The sequence below is a fragment of the Stenotrophomonas sp. TWI1409 genome, from assembly GCF_039673015.1.
In the GTDB taxonomy this organism is placed as follows: Bacteria; Pseudomonadota; Gammaproteobacteria; order Xanthomonadales; family Xanthomonadaceae; genus Stenotrophomonas; species Stenotrophomonas maltophilia_A.
Genome location: NZ_JBDJKU010000027.1, coordinates 1 through 14,305 on the forward strand (window position 1 = coordinate 1; position 14,305 = coordinate 14,305).

Consider the following 14,305-nt stretch of genomic DNA (forward strand, 5'->3'; position numbering starts at 1 on the left):
TTTAATTCTTACCCCCCCTTTGGCGTGTGGTCCCCCCCCGGCCCCCGCCACTACCGGACGTGCGGGGCGCCTTCCCCGTGATCCCACAGCCCAGGAGCCCCCTTGTTGTTCAAGGGGGCGCGCCGACAGGCGCGGGGATAAGGTGGGATGCGCGGGCAATTCTGCCTGAGCCGGGCACTGGGACCATGGTCTATTTGGGACCTCGGCCCCGGCTCAGGCATAATTGCCGGTGAAACTTCCTTTGCGCCGGCGTTTCCGGGCACGTCCGGACGGCGTTTTTCCCCCTGTTCGGAACATCGATCAATGACGCAGAAAATTACGGTCATCCGCGGCGACGGCATTGGCCCGGAAATCATGGACGCCACCCTGTTCGTGCTCGACCAGCTCAAGACTGGCCTGGAGTACGAAGACGCCGACGCCGGCCTGGTGGCCCTGGAAAAGCACGGCGACCTGATGCCGGCGGTGACCCTGGAATCGATCGCGCGCAACAAGGTCGCGCTGAAGAGCCCGCTGACCACCCCGGTCGGTGGTGGCTTCACCTCGATCAACGTCAGCCTGCGCCGTCACTTCGACCTGTACGCCAATGTGCGTCCGGCCCACACCTTCCCGAACACCAAGTCGCGTTTCGACAACGTCGACCTGATCACCGTGCGTGAGAATACCGAAGGTGCCTACCTGGCCGAAGGCCAGGAAGTGTCGGCCGACGGCGAGACCGCCTTCTCCGGCACCCGCATCACCCGCAAGGGCTCCGAGCGCATCGTGCGCTACGCCTTCGAGCTGGCCAAGAGCACCGGCCGCAAGAAGGTCACCGCCGTACACAAGGCCAACATCATCAAGTCGACCTCGGGCCTGTTCCTGAATGTCGCCCGTGAAGTGGCTGCGCAGTACCCGGACATCGAATTCCAGGAAATGATCGTCGACAACTGCTGCATGCAGCTGGTGATGCGTCCGGAACAGTTCGACGTGATCGTCACCACCAACCTGTTCGGCGACATCATCTCCGACCTGTGCGCCGGCCTCGTCGGCGGCCTGGGCCTGGCCCCGGGTGCCAACATCGGCAAGGACGCGGCGATCTTCGAAGCCGTGCACGGCACCGCGCCGGACATCGCTGGCCAGGGCAAGGCCAATCCGTGCGCGCTGCTGCTGGCAGCCGCGCAGATGCTGGACCATGTCGGCCAGCCGGAAAATGCCGAGCGCCTGCGCAAGGCCATCGTGGCGACCATGGAAGCCAAGGATTCGCTGACCGGCGACCTGGGCGGCACCGGCACCACCATGAGCTTTGCCCAGGCCATCGCCAGCCGCCTGTAAGCGGCCGGCGTTCCGGCTGGAGATCGTCTCGGCGATGCCCAGTCCGGGCCTGCATGCGTTGAAGACGGGCCGTCCTTGTACGGCCCGTCTGCGTTTTCAACTGCGGTTTTTCACCGACAGGATTTTTTCAGATGCCTGAGGCGGCCGTGTGGGTCGTGGCGGCCGTTGCCGTCTATGCTGTCGGCGTGGCCATCTACGCCATCTTCTACTGGCCGTGGTCCCGCGCCCAGCGCGCGCTGCGCCGCCTGCGGACGCAGGGGGCGCCCCTCCGCAGCATGCAGGAGAGCGAGGCGCGCATCCTGCGGTTGATCGAATTTCCGGCAGGGTCGCCTGTGTATCTGCTCGAAGGCAGCTGTGCCGAGTTCGTGATCAGGAGCAGGATCTCTCCGGCCCAGCATGTGCAGACCCTGGCCGGCGTCCCAGTGAAGTATCCGGCGGGCCTTGCACGTGCCGTGCGCGCGGGCAGCAATACCGCCGAAGTGGTGCTGGGTCGTGACCACGCGATGATCGTGCGACTCAATGGGGTCAAGCTGGCCCAGTAGAGTCGAGCCATGCTCGACTGCTCCTGCGTAGTCGAGCATGGCTCGACGCTACAAGGACATTCTGTGCGAAATTTGCACAGATCATGTGCTTTTACATGGCTGGTTCGTGCGCCGTCCGCTCCGCATCATGTGCCCACTTTCCACCGCACAGGAGCTTGAACATGAACCTCACCGCCTTTGGTCTGGCCAGCCTGATCGGCATGGCCACCGTTACCCCCGTCACCGCTGCCGAACCGGCCCATCCCACCATCCGCCACATGGCTGGCGCACCCGTTGTGGCTTCGCTGGATGCGGCGAAGACCGCCGTGCTGGTGATCGACTTCCAGAACGAATACTTCGACGGCAGCGCTGCGCCGGGCTTCGCCGGTGGCCGTATGGTCATCCCCGATGGCGTGGCCGCACTGCGGCAGGCGAAGCGGGTGGTCGAGTTCGCCGATGCCCACGGCATCCGCGTGATCCATGTGCAGCACGTGTTGCCGGCGGGTGCGCCGCTGTTCGCGCAGGGCAGCGTCAATGCCGCCTTCCATCGCGACCTGCAGCCGCGCAAGGGCGAGACCGTGGTGCAGAAGGACAACGTCAGCGTGTTCGCCGGTGACTCGGCCGCAGTGCTCGACCAGGTGCTGAAGGATGCCGGCATCGACACCCTGATCGTCACCGGCCTGCAGACCCATGCCTGCGTGGCCGGTGCCGCCCGCGATGCCGCAGCGGCACCGCGTGGCTACCGTGTCATCGTGTCGTCCGATGCAACTGCCAGCCGTGATCTGGATCTTGCCGGAGGCCAGCGCATCGGTCATCGCGCGCTGCATGACGCCTCGCTGGCGCAGATTGAAGACACCTTCGGCGACGTCCTGGGCACCGATGCAATCCTGGCCCTGCCGGTACGCAAGGCCGGCGACGGCGCTTGATAAGCTGACGGGGCCCGCACGCCGCGGGCCCCGCCACCTGGAGCTGCCCGCCGATGGACCATTTCGCCGCCCTGCGTGCGCTGCGCGCCATCGTCGATGCAGGCAGTTTCACCGCCGCCGCCGAACGACTGGGTACCACCCATTCGGCGATGTCACGGCAACTGCGGCAGCTGGAAGAACATCTGCAGGTTCGACTGCTCGATCGCAACAGCCGTCGGCTGTCACTGACCGAAGCCGGTCGCGACTACTACCGCGAGGCGGCAGCGCTGCTGGATCGCCTGCAGGAAGCGGATGACCGCGCACGCGCAGGGCAGGCGCAGCCCAGTGGCATCGTGCGGATCAGCGTGCCGCAGGTGGTCGCCAGCCAGGAGTTGCCGCATTGGCTGCCGTCGTTCCTGCAGCGCTACCCGCAGGTCGCGCTTGACCTGTCGGCGGATGATCAACTGGTCGATGTCGTCGGTGGCGGCTTCGACCTGGCGCTGCGCATCGCGCCTTCCTTGCCGGACAGCCAGCTGGTCGCGCGCGAGCTGGCCAGCTGCCCACGCATCCTGGTCGCCGCACCGGCCTATCTGGCGCGGCACGGTCTGCCCCGGCAGGCTTCGGACCTCGCACAGCACACGCTGCTGGGTTTCAGTCCCACAGCGGCGATGTCGCCCTGGCAGCTGCAGGGGCCACGCGGTGCCGCCGCGAGCATCGAGGCGGGGCAGCGCCTGCGGGTGGATGCGACGCCAGCGTTGTATGCCGCTGCGTTGGCTGGCATGGGCATCAGCCTGTTCACTGCGCTGACCGTGCAGGAGGACCTGCGTGCCGGCCGCCTGATCCGCGTGCTGCCCGCCTGGCACGCCGGACAGCGGCGCTACTTCGCGCTGTATCCGCACGCGCGGGCGCTGGCGCCGAAGGTGCGTGCGCTGGTCGAGCACCTTGCGGCGCACTACGCTGCACAGGTGGGCGCGGCGGGGTAGTCGCGCGGCAGCAACCGAGGTGGTGATGGAGTCGGTGTATCTGCTGGTCGCGCTGGGCGCGATCGTCGCCGGATTCGTGCAGGGCCTGTCCGGCTTCGCCTTTGGCATGGTGGCGATGTCGTTCTGGGCGTGGGGACTGGAGCCGCGGCTGGCGGCGACGCTTTCGGTGTTTGGTGCGCTGGTCGGGCAGCTGGTCGCAGTGTTCACCGTGCGCCGCGGTTTCAACCTGCGCCTGCTGCTGCCGTTCGTGCTGAGTGGGCTGGCCGGCATTCCGCTGGGCGTGACGGTGCTGCCACAGCTGGACATGGACTGGTTCAAGGCGCTGCTGGGTGGCTTCCTGGCGCTGTGGTGCCCGGTGATGCTGATGGCGCGCTCGTTGCCTCCGGTCCGCGTCGGCGGCCGTATCGGTGATGCGATTGCTGGCATGGCCGGTGGCGTGCTCAGTGGCATCGGCGGCTTTGCCGGGCCGGTGCCGACGTTGTGGAGCACCCTGCGAGGCTTCGGCAAGGACGAGCAGCGCGCGGTCATCCAGAACTTCAACCTGGCGATGCTGGCGGTGACCATGGCCACCTATGTCGGCAGCGGCCTGGTGAGCCGGCAGATGTTGCCGCACTTCGCCATCGTGGCACCGGCCATGCTGGTGCCGACCCTGCTGGGCGCGCGGGTCTACATCGGCATCAGCGAGGCACGCTTCCGGCAGGTCGTGCTGGGCCTGCTGACCGCGTCAGGCATCGCGTTGCTGGCGTCGTCGCTGCCGGTACTGCTGGCGCGCTGAGGGAAGAACGAAAAAGGGCGCCACGAAGGGCGCCCTTTGTCGTCTACGGCATGTTTCGGCTCAGCGCTGCTGGATCTTCGACAGCAGGCGCAGGAATTCAACGTACAGCCAGACCAGGGTCACCATCAGGCCGAATGCGCCATACCACTCCATGTACTTCGGTGCACGCTGGGCGACACCGGTTTCGATGAAGTCGAAATCCAGCACCAGGTTCAGCGCGGCCACGACCACCACGAACAGGCTGAAAGCAATGCCCAGCCAGCCGGAGTCGTGGATCACCGGCACGTCGATGTTGAAGAAGCCCAGCACGAACGAGGCGAGGTAGAGCAGGGCGATGCCGCCAGTGGCGGCGACCACGCCCATCTTGAAGTTCTCGGTGGCCTTGATCAGGCCGCTGCGGTACGCGAACAGCAGCGCGAACAGGGTGCCAAAGGTCAGCAGCACCGCCTGGAACACGATGCCCGGGAACTTGGCGTTGAACACGGCCGAGATGGCGCCCAGGAACAGGCCTTCCACCAGCGCGTACATCGGTGCGGTGACCGGCGACCACTCCTTCTTGAACACGGTGATGAGCGCCAGCACCAGGCCGCCGATGGCGCCGCCCATGGCATACAGCTTGGCTCCGGCCATGACCTGGCCGTAGTCATCGATGGTCTGGTTCCAGGCGAAGGCGGCGGTCAGCACGGTCAACAGCAGCAGGAAGCCGGTCTTGTTGACGGTACCGTTGAGGGTCATGGCCTGGTCGGGGCTGGTCACCACCGAGCCACTGGCGAGGTCGAGGAAGGTGGACTCGGAAAGAGCCGGGTTGCCGCTGCGCATACGCGTTCTCCGTGCGAATGAAGGTCAGGACGGCCATCCGGCCGATGGGCGTGAGCATAGCCGATGACTGCTTTCGGCGTTGTGGCAGGCGCCGGATCTGCGCATCCTGCGTTGACAGTTCCCAATGCGCTTGGCGACAATGACCAGCTCCCCGGGCATGGCCCGAGGGGATTGCAAGACCGGGGTATAGCGCAGTCTGGTAGCGCGCCTGCTTTGGGAGCAGGATGTCGGGGGTTCGAATCCCTCTACCCCGACCAATCCCACATCACGTCGGATTGGACACCGTTCCGGTTCGGGCGCCCGTAGCTCAACTGGATAGAGCACCGGCCTTCTAAGCCGGCGGTTACAGGTTCGATTCCTGTCGGGCGCGCCATTGAAATCAATGGTTTACTCTGTCTTTTATATCCATCCTGACCGCTATCCGGAAATGGCTCCGGAAATAGGCGGTGGTCCAACATGCGCACCTGAGCGTCGAACAGTGCTTGGAACACTGGCACGGCACCAGCTAGCTCTTGAAGTTAAGGTTCGTTCATATCGGTCTCGCTCTGTGCGAAAATCCTGCGAGATGATCTACGGACAGGGGCAGAGCAATGCAGAAGGATGAGCGAGACGTCTTCTTCTTTGATGTTGTTACGGAGACGAAGAGTAGAAAATACAAGGGATTGGCGCCTTTCCCGCACGAGAAGCTGGCGCAGACCGTCCTCAAGTTCTTCACCGCAAACAAAGCTTACGTCGTCAATTCGAAGAAGCAGGTCTTCTACATAGCCGATATGACGGTTAGTGCCAGCCGCTGTGAAATGCTGATCGGCTTTGCAGATCCTGAGGCGGCAGACCCTACGTTCACTGACTGGCTAAAAGGCGCTAGGCGGGTTGAAAACAAGGTCGGTGACGAAGGCCTTGAGCACACCGCGCACATTATTTGGGAGTATGGCAACGCTAAAAACTCCGCACCATGCCCCTTCTTACTTGAGTCGGCGCCTGGCATTCCTGCGTCCAAAGTTGTCGTGTTCTTGAATAAAATGTTCCGTGCTTACAGCAAGGTGTTCAAGGATTTTTGGGTGGATGATCCTGTTGGAAAGAAGGACGCTGCAGGAAACTTTTTGAAGGTTAAGGCGTACCCTAGTGTTGAACTGCTGGGTCATCCCTCTTCCGAATTTATCAAGGATCTGAAAAGCGGTGAGCTCCAGCAGGTTGAGTTGTATACCCAGAAAAAGAAAGGGGCGAGCTGGGATGCGGCTAATAAAATTATTGAAGAGCGCTCCGCTGTGATTCTCAAGCCCAATCCGAATAAGCTTTTGGACAAAGCGAAGGCCCTGTTGGATTCGGTTCTTCCTGGCAAGGCGAACGATTATGAGTTTGCTAGGATCAAGTTTAAGACTGATACGAACGTGGACCGTACAGTGAGCGTGATGTCTAAGAATTACGGGCTCTTATCCGCCGGCTTGTATGTTAGAAAGGAACGGCTTACCGGTCTGGGGAATTTGCCTACAGCCTTCGCGCAAATTAACCCGGTTATCATTGGATTGATGCGAAAACTGGTTTGAGGTGTTGATATGTTTTCCCTAATATTCTCGCCGCTCGCGTATCTCAGGATAAAACACGAATCTAAGTGGGTGTTCGACTGGTTCTATCCAGGTATATTTTCGGCCGGGACCAGCGTTCTTCTATGGGTTCTCGGGCGCCCTGGCATGATCGCTGGTGCGTCGGGTTTGTTGGATAGGCTGATTATAGTTTTTTCAGTTTTGCCGGGATTCTATATTGCGGCTCTTGCGGCAATCGCCACTTTTAATCGACCTGACATTGACACTGTGATGCCCTCTCCGTCACCAACGTTGAAGGTCGACATTGGTGGGCATCAGAACGAGATAGGATTGACCCGTCGCAGGTTTCTCGCTTACCTGTTTGCCTTCTTGTGCTGGGAGAGCTTTGCTCTTTTGATCGTTTGCGTCTTTGCAGGCCTGACCGCTCAGGGTTTTTTCAGCGTTCTTGGCTCGCTAGCGGCATATGGTAAATGGGCATTTATTTTTTGTTTGCTTTGTCTATTCTGGCAGTTGGTCTTTGCAACGGGTCTGGGCCTTTACTACCTTGGTGATCGTCTAAATCGCCCCGCGTATTGATGGCCGGGTTAGCGGTCGTCGGAGCCGGACTCAGGAACTGTAGGCAGCGAGTGGTCGTAGACGTGCATCATCGCGTCGGTTTTGTGGCCGCTCGCCTGCTTCTTATCCCCCTTGGTGTCGGTCACTCCTCTGTGTTTCAAGCTGTGTAGGCCGAACCGATCATCTTGGCTCAGGATCCCGTCTTTCACCGCGTTGCGCATCATGCGCCCCCAGGCAGTCTGCCAACCATCCTCGGTCAACCGCTCGCCGTCCTCGCTGACGAACAGATAGCGGCCCTCGGCCCGGATCGGAATTACTCCCCCCTTCTTTTCCCATATCGCCGCGCGCCGCGCCCGCAGCATCGCGATGGCCTCCTCGGTTTCTGCGCCCTTGCGCACCAGGTTGTCGCGGCTGCCCTTTCGGCGGTTCGTGCGTAGCACCTCGCCGTCCACGTGTGCGTCGGTCAGGGCATCACCGGCAGCTACGGCTTCGGCGGGTTCGACGGCCAGAGCTATGCGGATATCAAGGCCAAGGGCGGCCTGTTCCGCAGCGACAAGAAGTGGACGCAGTTCGGCGCGCTGGATCCGGGCATCGATCGCACGTTCGATATGGCCGCGCGCTAGGTGCGTGGTGCTGCGACCGATCTGGCCAAGCAGTTGGGTGTGGACCTTACCCAGAAGCTCGGCAGCGTGAAGGTTGACCTGGGTAAGCTCCAGTTGTCGGCGGACTCCAGCGAGGCCAAAGCGCAGCTGGAGGCTTACCTCAGCGACATGACCAATCGGTTGTATACCGAGGCGGTCAAGGCGGCGGGGTTCGGTGGCCAGCACGATGGCTACTTCGAGTCGGCGGACGTGTTCACCGCGCTCAGTGCGTCGATCGCGCTGGCAGTGTGCAATGCCGATGAGCTGGGCCGAGCACTCAACGGGCTGGAGGTCGACAAGGTCAACAAGGCGGTCGACTACTTCCAGGACCTGGCCGGCGTCGCCGGCACGGACTTGGCCACCCAGGTGCAGAAGGTGACCGGGCTACTCGGCAACTACGCCAGCCTCATGGCCGACGTGAGCACGCAGCTGATGACGGCCAACCTGACGCAGTACCAGTCGCAGGCGCTGTCGATCGAACGCACCTACCGCCAGCAGGTGAAGTCGGCCAACGACTACGCCAGCCATGAGCAGCAACTGCGGCAGAGCGCCGATGAATCGCTGGCGCGCGCAGTGTCAGAGGTTGCGGCCGGTAGGGTCGGGCAGCAACCGTCGCAAGCACGGATGCTCCAGAAAACTCCAGGCCTTGCCCTTGTGCCGCAATGGCCCGCCTCCCCATGCTCCAGAAATGAAGTCACACCAAGTCCTTGATTCGCATCTAGAGTCAGACAGACTTCTAAGCCGGCGGTTACAGGTTCGATTCCTGTCGGGCGCGCCATTGGAATCAATGGTTTAAGTGCTCACATCCGTGAACATTGGTTCCCATTCGATGGCTGCACGACCCTGGGTGGCGAGCATTCCACCTTCCTCTTTTCCGATGAAAGATACCCTTTGCATGGGGTGCAGTCGCACGACGTGATGTCATTCCGGTTGCGGTTGACCGGCGTCTGACGTCGATCGGCTCACTCCGCAGGTGCTTGAGCAGCGCCGCCTGGGGTGGGGCAATGCGCCCGGCAACGAAAAAAGGCCAGCGCTATGCGCTGGCCTTTCTCATGTCGCGATGGTCGCGATGGGTGCACTCTGGTCGAGTGCACCCCGGATGGATCACATCTGTTCCAGTTCGCCCACCCGCACCTTGCCGCCACCGCCGCAGTTGCCGTGGCAGCCGCCGCTGATCGGGCCGCTGCCGCCGCCACCACCACCACCGCCGCCACCACCACCGCCGCCACCACCGCGGGAGTTGGGCGGGAGGACGGTCGAAATCACTTCGCCGGAGTCGAAACCTGCACCTCGCCACGTGTAGTTGACGCAGGAAATACCGTTGCAGACGGTCAGGACATCGCCGGTCTGGACGCGCGTCTGGGCTGTCCAGACCGTGGTCCGGCCGGCATTGAGATTCTTGACCTCTTGGGAAAGCTGCTGGTTGGTCACCGGATCGGGATACGGGGTTGTCAGCGTGCATCCGGCGGTGCAGTTGATGACGCCAGGAAGCTTTTTCGCTTGAAGGCTCCCGGCCGCCATGAACAGCAGCACGCCTGCAATGGCGGGAATGGAGTTTCTACCAAGCGAAGGGATAATCCCAATCAGTCTAGCTTTCACAATAGGTCCTTATCGTGGGATGCAACAGTTCTTGAAGATTTCGTTCGATGAGATGCGGGCTTTCTCTTTCTCTTGGCTGCTCAGGTTTTTCTCATGGTTGGCAATGTCATCGGTGGTGGCAAAACGTGGGTCCAGCCGGTTGAGGACGCGGGTGTACGCCAGGGCCGCAACGGGATCCGCAGGAACGATGCCGCCATAGGTGTAGGCCATCGCCATGTCGCTGATGACATTGACGTTCCCTTGTGATTCCAGCTCGCGCAGATATCCGGTGGCGGTGTCCTTCCACGCCTCGAGCGCCGCGGGATCACGGATTGCGTCATCAAGCGAACCGATGACTTTCTCCGGCGATCGCGAGTAGGCGCGCATCGCTTCCTGCGAGCCCATGGCGGCGGCCTTCGAAAGCCAATCGGCGTGATAGATGTCCTGATCCAGAGCCAGCGACTCACACTCTTTGAGGATTCGTTCCGACCGCTCCAGGAACCAGTTGCCGGCCCCGACCGTGGTGGCCGAATCCGCCAGCTTGTCAGCGCGATCCGAGATGAAGGTCTGGCATTGCTCGATGGTTCGATAGATTTCGTAGGTTGCCGTGGCATCTCCGGATTCGGAGCGCAGCATCAGTTGCTTGACGTGGGCGAGCGCGTCACCGGGAGGCCGGAACTCATTGCCTCTTACGATTTCGTAGGCCTTGGGGCCCACGGCCTTGTACGAGCCCGGCGGGATTTTGTTGTCCCGCTCAAGCCTTTGCGCGGCCGCCGCACCTGACGCCGGAAGCTGCCTTCCCTGGTCAGGCCGTTCATCGAGGCTGCCACTCTTCCCGGATTCCTCTGCCGTGGCATCCGCAGTTGCCTGCTGCCGGTAGCCGGACATTGCAACGGCTGCCACTGCCAGCACGGCTGCCAGCGCGACGAATCCGATTAGCCGCTTGCTCATCTATTGATCTCACCTTCATTGCAGGAACCGGCATGGTTGCAAACGCGCGCCCTGCGTTCCATGTCCTGCAGCTAACGTTGTATGAATGGATCTCCCCCATCCCTAGTTGAGACTCATTCACGATTTGTTCACTAAGCGTTCATGCTCTCGGGGCGTGCCCGACGGCGGGCGGGCTGTTCGCCAGCGCCTGACATCCGGTGCGTGCGGCACGCGCCTTCTCTAGCTCGGGATGGATGCAGATTCGAACGGCGTGGGTGAGGTGAAGCAGGTGCTGGTCGAAGTACATCGGCGGCGCAGGCGCCAACGGCGGCTTACCTTCTGCCGCGGTGCTGTCGCCTTGCGGGCGTTTGCTGGCCTGCTGATGGGGGTGACGGCCGAACGCAACGCGTCGTTCGATGTGATCGAAACGATGTCGCCGATGGACAGTTGCGACCGATGTTCTGGGCCGACGATGAGCGCTTGCACGCGCAGGGTGTGCAAGCGATTACCCGTCGAGTGCTTCTTGGCAGGACGCAGTCGCGCAACGTGATGCTTCAGTTGCTCGACGGAGCGGGCCAGCCACGCCTGCAGCTGCAGGTCACGCCGAAAGGGGAGGCCACGCTGTCATTCCTGGATGGGCATGCGGACATCGCGCGCGTGACCTCGGCGGAGCAGCATTGATCTCCTGTTCCGGCCCCTGCACATCAATGTGAAGAAGTGCTTGCAATTCCTTCGCGACTCCCGGAAAATGCCGGACTCGCTTCGGGGGACGGACTTCTGGTTCCACCCGCTAGCAAAGCATCAAGGTCCAGCGTCAGCGTCATCGGCGGTGGAGCGAAAGTTTCAGTGGTGGCTGTAGCTCAGTTGGTTAGAGTACCGGATTGTGATTCCGGTGGTCGGGGGTTCGAATCCCCTCAGCCACCCCACTGATTCAACCGCATCGGCGCAGCCGAAACGGTATTGCAATAAACAGAAAGCACGCTACAATGTGCGTCTGAGTTTCACGGGCCGTTAGCTCAGTTGGTAGAGCAGTTGACTCTTAATCAATAGGTCCAAGGTTCGAATCCTTGACGGCCCACCAAGACAGAAGCCACCTGGTATCCCAGGTGGCTTTTTTCTTATAAGTGTGACTCCCATCGTTCCGATGGATCACAGGTTGCAGAGCCCCGCCTGATCGTGGATCTGCAACGCAGCGGGACCGCAGTGCTGGTTTCAACGATGTTGAAAAAAGTGCTTGCACCCACCGAGCGGATCGGGTCATAATTCGCGCCCCGATTTCGGGCTGTTAGCTCAGTTGGTAGAGCAGTTGACTCTTAATCAATAGGTCCAAGGTTCGAATCCTTGACAGCCCACCAGACAAAAGCCACTTGGTCATCCAAGTGGCTTTTTTCTTGTCTGCACGCCGGGTTGCGCTTCATCCACGCATGGCGTGGATCTGCTGAAACGGCGCATGGCGTGAATCTACTGAAGCGATGCTGAAATCAGGGACATACGCGTCATCAGTGTTTTCAATGCTGTGCGCTGCTTCTCACCGCATCGCGTCCTGTATCGCACCCAATGGATCTTCCGCGCCGATGGCGCATGCACGAAGGAAGATGTTGATGGCTGATATCAATCGATTGCACCGCACGCTGTGGGTTCCCTTCGCGTTGATGGCGCTGGCTGCCTGCGCGCCAGCCAATGATCCCGCGAAGACCGTTGAACGCGATGCGGGCACGGAGAGCACTCCGGCGCGCCCGGTGGGTGACGCCATGCAGATGCGGCCGGCTCAGCCTGCGGAAGCGGAGGTCCTGCCTGACGCGGTGGATGTGCAGCGCAATGCGGACGGTTCGGTGGATGTGCGCAAGGCCATGCCGGAGTCGGTGGCTCTGCGGCGCACCGATGACGGGGGGCGTGGAGATCCGCAAGGGGGAGGCGCCCGCCGAACATGCCGGCATGGCGCCGGCCCGCGCTGTACCGCAGCAGTAAGCCGCAGTCGTCCTGGCGGGTGGTGCGCCCGCCGGGGCGGCAGCGATGCAGGGGCCGCGCGCATCGCGGCAGATTCAGTTTTGTGCAGGCCTTCCGCTTCCAGCCCCCGCCTGCGACAATGAACGCCTGAGCCGGCCACGCGAAAGTGGCGGAATTGGTAGACGCCCTGGATTTAGGTTCCAGTGCCGCAAGGCGTGGGGGTTCGAGTCCCCCCTTTCGCACCAGTGCCGGCCTGTCCCCGCCCTGATCGGGCCATCTGCGCCCCCTTGACCGGCACGCGCTGGCAGTGCAGGCCGAATTGGGCGAAACTAAAGGGCTGCGGCAAGCAGGCGCGTCCCAGACGTCGTGTCCTTACAACCGTTTCATCCCAATCATCGAGCCGGGGGCGTGGGCCACCGGTGGCAGGAGTCAACATGCAAGCTTCGATCGAATCCACCGGCAACCTGGAACGCCGCCTGAGCTTCTCGCTGCCGGAAGAGCGTCTGCAGAGCCACATCGTCGGCCGCCTGGGCGAAATCGCCCGTACCACCCGCATCAAGGGTTTCCGTCCGGGCAAGGTGCCGGCCAAGGTGATCGAGCAGCGCTTCGGCGCGCAGGTCCGTGGCGAGGCGCTGGACGGCCTGCTGCGCGAAACCTTCGATGCCGCCGTGCGTGAGCACGACCTGCGCATCGTCGGCAGCCCGCGCATCGACAAGGGCGACGAGGGTGAATTCTCCTTCGTGGCCACCGTGGAAGTGGTGCCGGACTTCGGCGATATCGACGTCAGCAAGCTGACCGTCGTGCGCCACAGCGCCGAGATCACCGACGCCGACATCGACCAGATGATCGAGAACCTGCAGAACCAGCGTCGTACCTGGGCCCCGGTCAGCCGTGGCGCGCAGGACGGTGACCTGGTCGCGGTGGAAACCTGGTCGCAGGCCGGCGAAGAGCGCCTGCCGGCCGAGGGCACCGAGAAGGGTTCGATCGTGCTCGGCCAGGGCATGATGTTCGACACCATCGAAAAGGGCCTGGTCGGCCTGGCCAAGGGCGAAGAAAAGACCCTGGACGTCGAGTTCCCGGCTGACTGGCGCGTGCCGGTGCTGGCCGGCAAGACCGTGCAGGTGACCGTCAAGGTTGCCGAAGTGTCCGAGCCGGTCGTGCCGGCGGTCGACGAAGCCTTCATCAAGAGCTTCGGCGTGAAGGGCGGCGACGTCGAGCAGTTCCGCAGCGACATCCGCGCCAACCTGGAGCGCGAGCTGAAGGGCGCTCTGATGAACCGCCTGCGCCGCGAAGTGGGCGAGCAGCTGATCGCCGCCTACTCGTCGGTGGAAATGCCGCCGCGCCTGGTCGAGAACGAAGCCCGCGCCATGCTGGCCCAGCAGGTCGAGCAGATCCGCCGCAACGGCCAGAACGTCGGCGAGATCCCGGCCGATGCCCACGAAGGCTTCAAGGAAGCGGCCGCCAAGCGCGTGCTGGTCGGCCTGCTGGTCGGTGAAGTGGCCCGCATCAACGACCTGCGCCTGGAAGCCAAGCGCCTGAACGAAACGATGCGCCTGATCGCTTCGACCTACGAAGAGCCGGAACAGGTCATTGAGATGTACCGCAACGACCCCCAGCTGATGTCTGGCCTGCAGAACCGTGTGATGGAAGAGCAGGTGATCGACTGGATCGCCGAGCGTGCCCAGCACACCGAAGAGAAGCTGTCGTTCCAGGACGCGATCCGCCAGTAAGCCCGGGCGGATCACCGGATGCCCCGCGCCTTTGCCGGCGCGGGGTTGTTGCCCCCCAAGATAGGTACCTCA

16 protein-coding genes and 6 tRNA genes are annotated in these 14,305 nt (G+C 62.5%); 18 read left to right on the top strand and 4 right to left on the bottom strand.

What is annotated here, in order from left to right:
- Positions 1-303 precede the first annotated feature (303 nt).
- The 5 genes from ABE423_RS10775 to ABE423_RS10795 all read left to right on the top strand — a co-directional run bounded on the left by ABE423_RS10775 (position 304) and on the right by ABE423_RS10795 (position 4,492).
- Entirely contained in the window at positions 304-1,308 is a 1,005-nt protein-coding gene (locus ABE423_RS10775) for an isocitrate dehydrogenase (protein WP_032129081.1), read from the top strand.
- Positions 1,309-1,439: 131 nt separating this feature from the next.
- The gene (locus tag ABE423_RS10780; RefSeq protein ID WP_049400918.1) at positions 1,440-1,850 is read left to right on the top strand and encodes a hypothetical protein; all 411 of its coding nucleotides are present in this window, start codon (positions 1,440-1,442) and stop codon (positions 1,848-1,850) included.
- A gap of 161 nt (positions 1,851-2,011) precedes the next feature.
- Positions 2,012-2,755: a cysteine hydrolase gene (locus tag ABE423_RS10785; RefSeq protein ID WP_110711216.1), complete on the top strand. Its 744-nt coding sequence runs from the start codon at positions 2,012-2,014 to the stop codon at positions 2,753-2,755.
- 53 nt (positions 2,756-2,808) lie between these two features.
- Positions 2,809-3,717 carry a LysR family transcriptional regulator gene (locus tag ABE423_RS10790; RefSeq protein ID WP_346485997.1) on the top strand — a complete coding sequence of 303 codons (909 nt, stop codon included), beginning with the start codon at positions 2,809-2,811 and terminating at the stop codon, positions 3,715-3,717.
- Positions 3,718-3,742: 25 nt separating this feature from the next.
- On the top strand, positions 3,743-4,492 hold the full coding sequence (locus tag ABE423_RS10795; RefSeq protein ID WP_346485999.1) for a sulfite exporter TauE/SafE family protein: 750 nt from the start codon (positions 3,743-3,745) through the stop codon (positions 4,490-4,492).
- Positions 4,493-4,552: 60 nt separating this feature from the next.
- Here the strand turns inward: ABE423_RS10795 and ABE423_RS10800 are convergent, their stop codons facing one another.
- Complete coding sequence (locus ABE423_RS10800) at positions 4,553-5,311, bottom strand: Bax inhibitor-1/YccA family protein (RefSeq protein ID WP_049461430.1); 759 nt, start codon at positions 5,309-5,311, stop codon at positions 4,553-4,555.
- 180 nt (positions 5,312-5,491) lie between these two features.
- Between ABE423_RS10800 and ABE423_RS10805 the strand changes: the two genes are divergently transcribed.
- The 4 genes from ABE423_RS10805 (at position 5,492) to ABE423_RS10820 (ending at position 7,428) form a co-directional block, all read left to right on the top strand.
- Positions 5,492-5,568, top strand: a tRNA-Pro gene (locus tag ABE423_RS10805).
- Positions 5,569-5,607: 39 nt separating this feature from the next.
- Positions 5,608-5,684, top strand: a tRNA-Arg gene (locus ABE423_RS10810).
- A 217-nt stretch (positions 5,685-5,901) separates the two neighbouring features.
- Positions 5,902-6,855 carry a hypothetical protein gene (locus tag ABE423_RS10815; RefSeq protein ID WP_346486001.1) on the top strand — a complete coding sequence of 318 codons (954 nt, stop codon included), beginning with the start codon at positions 5,902-5,904 and terminating at the stop codon, positions 6,853-6,855.
- Between the two features lie 144 nt (positions 6,856-6,999).
- Entirely contained in the window at positions 7,000-7,428 is a 429-nt protein-coding gene (locus tag ABE423_RS10820; RefSeq protein WP_346486002.1) for a hypothetical protein, read from the top strand.
- Between the two features lie 8 nt (positions 7,429-7,436).
- Here ABE423_RS10820 and ABE423_RS10825 read toward each other — a convergent pair whose 3' ends face one another.
- Complete coding sequence (locus ABE423_RS10825; protein WP_346486004.1) at positions 7,437-7,859, bottom strand: hypothetical protein; 423 nt, start codon at positions 7,857-7,859, stop codon at positions 7,437-7,439.
- Between ABE423_RS10825 and ABE423_RS10830 the strand changes: the two genes are divergently transcribed.
- Together ABE423_RS10830 and ABE423_RS10835 are read left to right on the top strand one after the other, a co-directional pair.
- Positions 7,860-8,030 carry a hypothetical protein gene (locus ABE423_RS10830; RefSeq protein WP_346486006.1) on the top strand — a complete coding sequence of 57 codons (171 nt, stop codon included), beginning with the start codon at positions 7,860-7,862 and terminating at the stop codon, positions 8,028-8,030.
- Positions 8,031-8,759 carry a hypothetical protein gene (locus ABE423_RS10835; protein ID WP_346486008.1) on the top strand — a complete coding sequence of 243 codons (729 nt, stop codon included), beginning with the start codon at positions 8,031-8,033 and terminating at the stop codon, positions 8,757-8,759.
- Positions 8,760-9,152: 393 nt separating this feature from the next.
- On the opposite strand, the gene ABE423_RS10840 is transcribed toward ABE423_RS10835, so the two are convergent.
- Positions 9,153-9,581 (bottom strand): hypothetical protein, encoded by a 429-nt coding sequence (locus ABE423_RS10840; RefSeq protein WP_049400913.1) that lies wholly within the window; start codon positions 9,579-9,581, stop codon positions 9,153-9,155.
- A 75-nt stretch (positions 9,582-9,656) separates the two neighbouring features.
- Positions 9,657-10,577 (bottom strand): hypothetical protein, encoded by a 921-nt coding sequence (locus tag ABE423_RS10845; RefSeq protein ID WP_071228867.1) that lies wholly within the window; start codon positions 10,575-10,577, stop codon positions 9,657-9,659.
- Positions 10,578-11,012: 435 nt separating this feature from the next.
- On the opposite strand from ABE423_RS10845, the gene ABE423_RS10850 reads away from it, so the two are divergent.
- The 7 genes from ABE423_RS10850 to tig all read left to right on the top strand — a co-directional run bounded on the left by ABE423_RS10850 (position 11,013) and on the right by tig (position 14,233).
- Complete coding sequence (locus ABE423_RS10850; RefSeq protein ID WP_149908921.1) at positions 11,013-11,237, top strand: hypothetical protein; 225 nt, start codon at positions 11,013-11,015, stop codon at positions 11,235-11,237.
- A 168-nt stretch (positions 11,238-11,405) separates the two neighbouring features.
- Positions 11,406-11,482: transfer RNA gene (locus tag ABE423_RS10855), tRNA-His, on the top strand.
- Between the two features lie 79 nt (positions 11,483-11,561).
- Positions 11,562-11,637: transfer RNA gene (locus tag ABE423_RS10860), tRNA-Lys, on the top strand.
- A gap of 198 nt (positions 11,638-11,835) precedes the next feature.
- Positions 11,836-11,911 (top strand) — tRNA-Lys (locus ABE423_RS10865).
- Between the two features lie 246 nt (positions 11,912-12,157).
- Positions 12,158-12,646: a hypothetical protein gene (locus ABE423_RS10870; RefSeq protein ID WP_346486011.1), complete on the top strand. Its 489-nt coding sequence runs from the start codon at positions 12,158-12,160 to the stop codon at positions 12,644-12,646.
- A 17-nt stretch (positions 12,647-12,663) separates the two neighbouring features.
- Positions 12,664-12,748 (top strand) — tRNA-Leu (locus ABE423_RS10875).
- A gap of 189 nt (positions 12,749-12,937) precedes the next feature.
- Complete coding sequence (gene tig / locus ABE423_RS10880) at positions 12,938-14,233, top strand: trigger factor (protein WP_049400909.1); 1,296 nt, start codon at positions 12,938-12,940, stop codon at positions 14,231-14,233.
- Positions 14,234-14,305 lie beyond the last annotated feature (72 nt).

What these genes read in the sequence shown, in the direction of transcription:
- ABE423_RS10775 (WP_032129081.1), top strand. Translation starts at nt 304, where the DNA reads ATGACGCAGAAAATTACGGTCATCCGCGGCGACGGCATTGGCCCGGAA.
- ABE423_RS10780 (WP_049400918.1), top strand. Translation starts at nt 1,440, where the DNA reads ATGCCTGAGGCGGCCGTGTGGGTCGTGGCGGCCGTTGCCGTCTATGCT.
- ABE423_RS10785 (WP_110711216.1), top strand. Translation starts at nt 2,012, where the DNA reads ATGAACCTCACCGCCTTTGGTCTGGCCAGCCTGATCGGCATGGCCACC.
- ABE423_RS10790 (WP_346485997.1), top strand. Translation starts at nt 2,809, where the DNA reads ATGGACCATTTCGCCGCCCTGCGTGCGCTGCGCGCCATCGTCGATGCA.
- ABE423_RS10795 (WP_346485999.1), top strand. Translation starts at nt 3,743, where the DNA reads ATGGAGTCGGTGTATCTGCTGGTCGCGCTGGGCGCGATCGTCGCCGGA.
- ABE423_RS10800 (WP_049461430.1), bottom strand. Translation starts at nt 5,311, where the DNA reads ATGCGCAGCGGCAACCCGGCTCTTTCCGAGTCCACCTTCCTCGACCTC.
- ABE423_RS10815 (WP_346486001.1), top strand. Translation starts at nt 5,902, where the DNA reads ATGCAGAAGGATGAGCGAGACGTCTTCTTCTTTGATGTTGTTACGGAG.
- ABE423_RS10820 (WP_346486002.1), top strand. Translation starts at nt 7,000, where the DNA reads ATGATCGCTGGTGCGTCGGGTTTGTTGGATAGGCTGATTATAGTTTTT.
- ABE423_RS10845 (WP_071228867.1), bottom strand. Translation starts at nt 10,577, where the DNA reads ATGAGCAAGCGGCTAATCGGATTCGTCGCGCTGGCAGCCGTGCTGGCA.
- ABE423_RS10850 (WP_149908921.1), top strand. Translation starts at nt 11,013, where the DNA reads ATGTTCTGGGCCGACGATGAGCGCTTGCACGCGCAGGGTGTGCAAGCG.
- ABE423_RS10870 (WP_346486011.1), top strand. Translation starts at nt 12,158, where the DNA reads ATGGCTGATATCAATCGATTGCACCGCACGCTGTGGGTTCCCTTCGCG.
- tig (WP_049400909.1), top strand. Translation starts at nt 12,938, where the DNA reads ATGCAAGCTTCGATCGAATCCACCGGCAACCTGGAACGCCGCCTGAGC.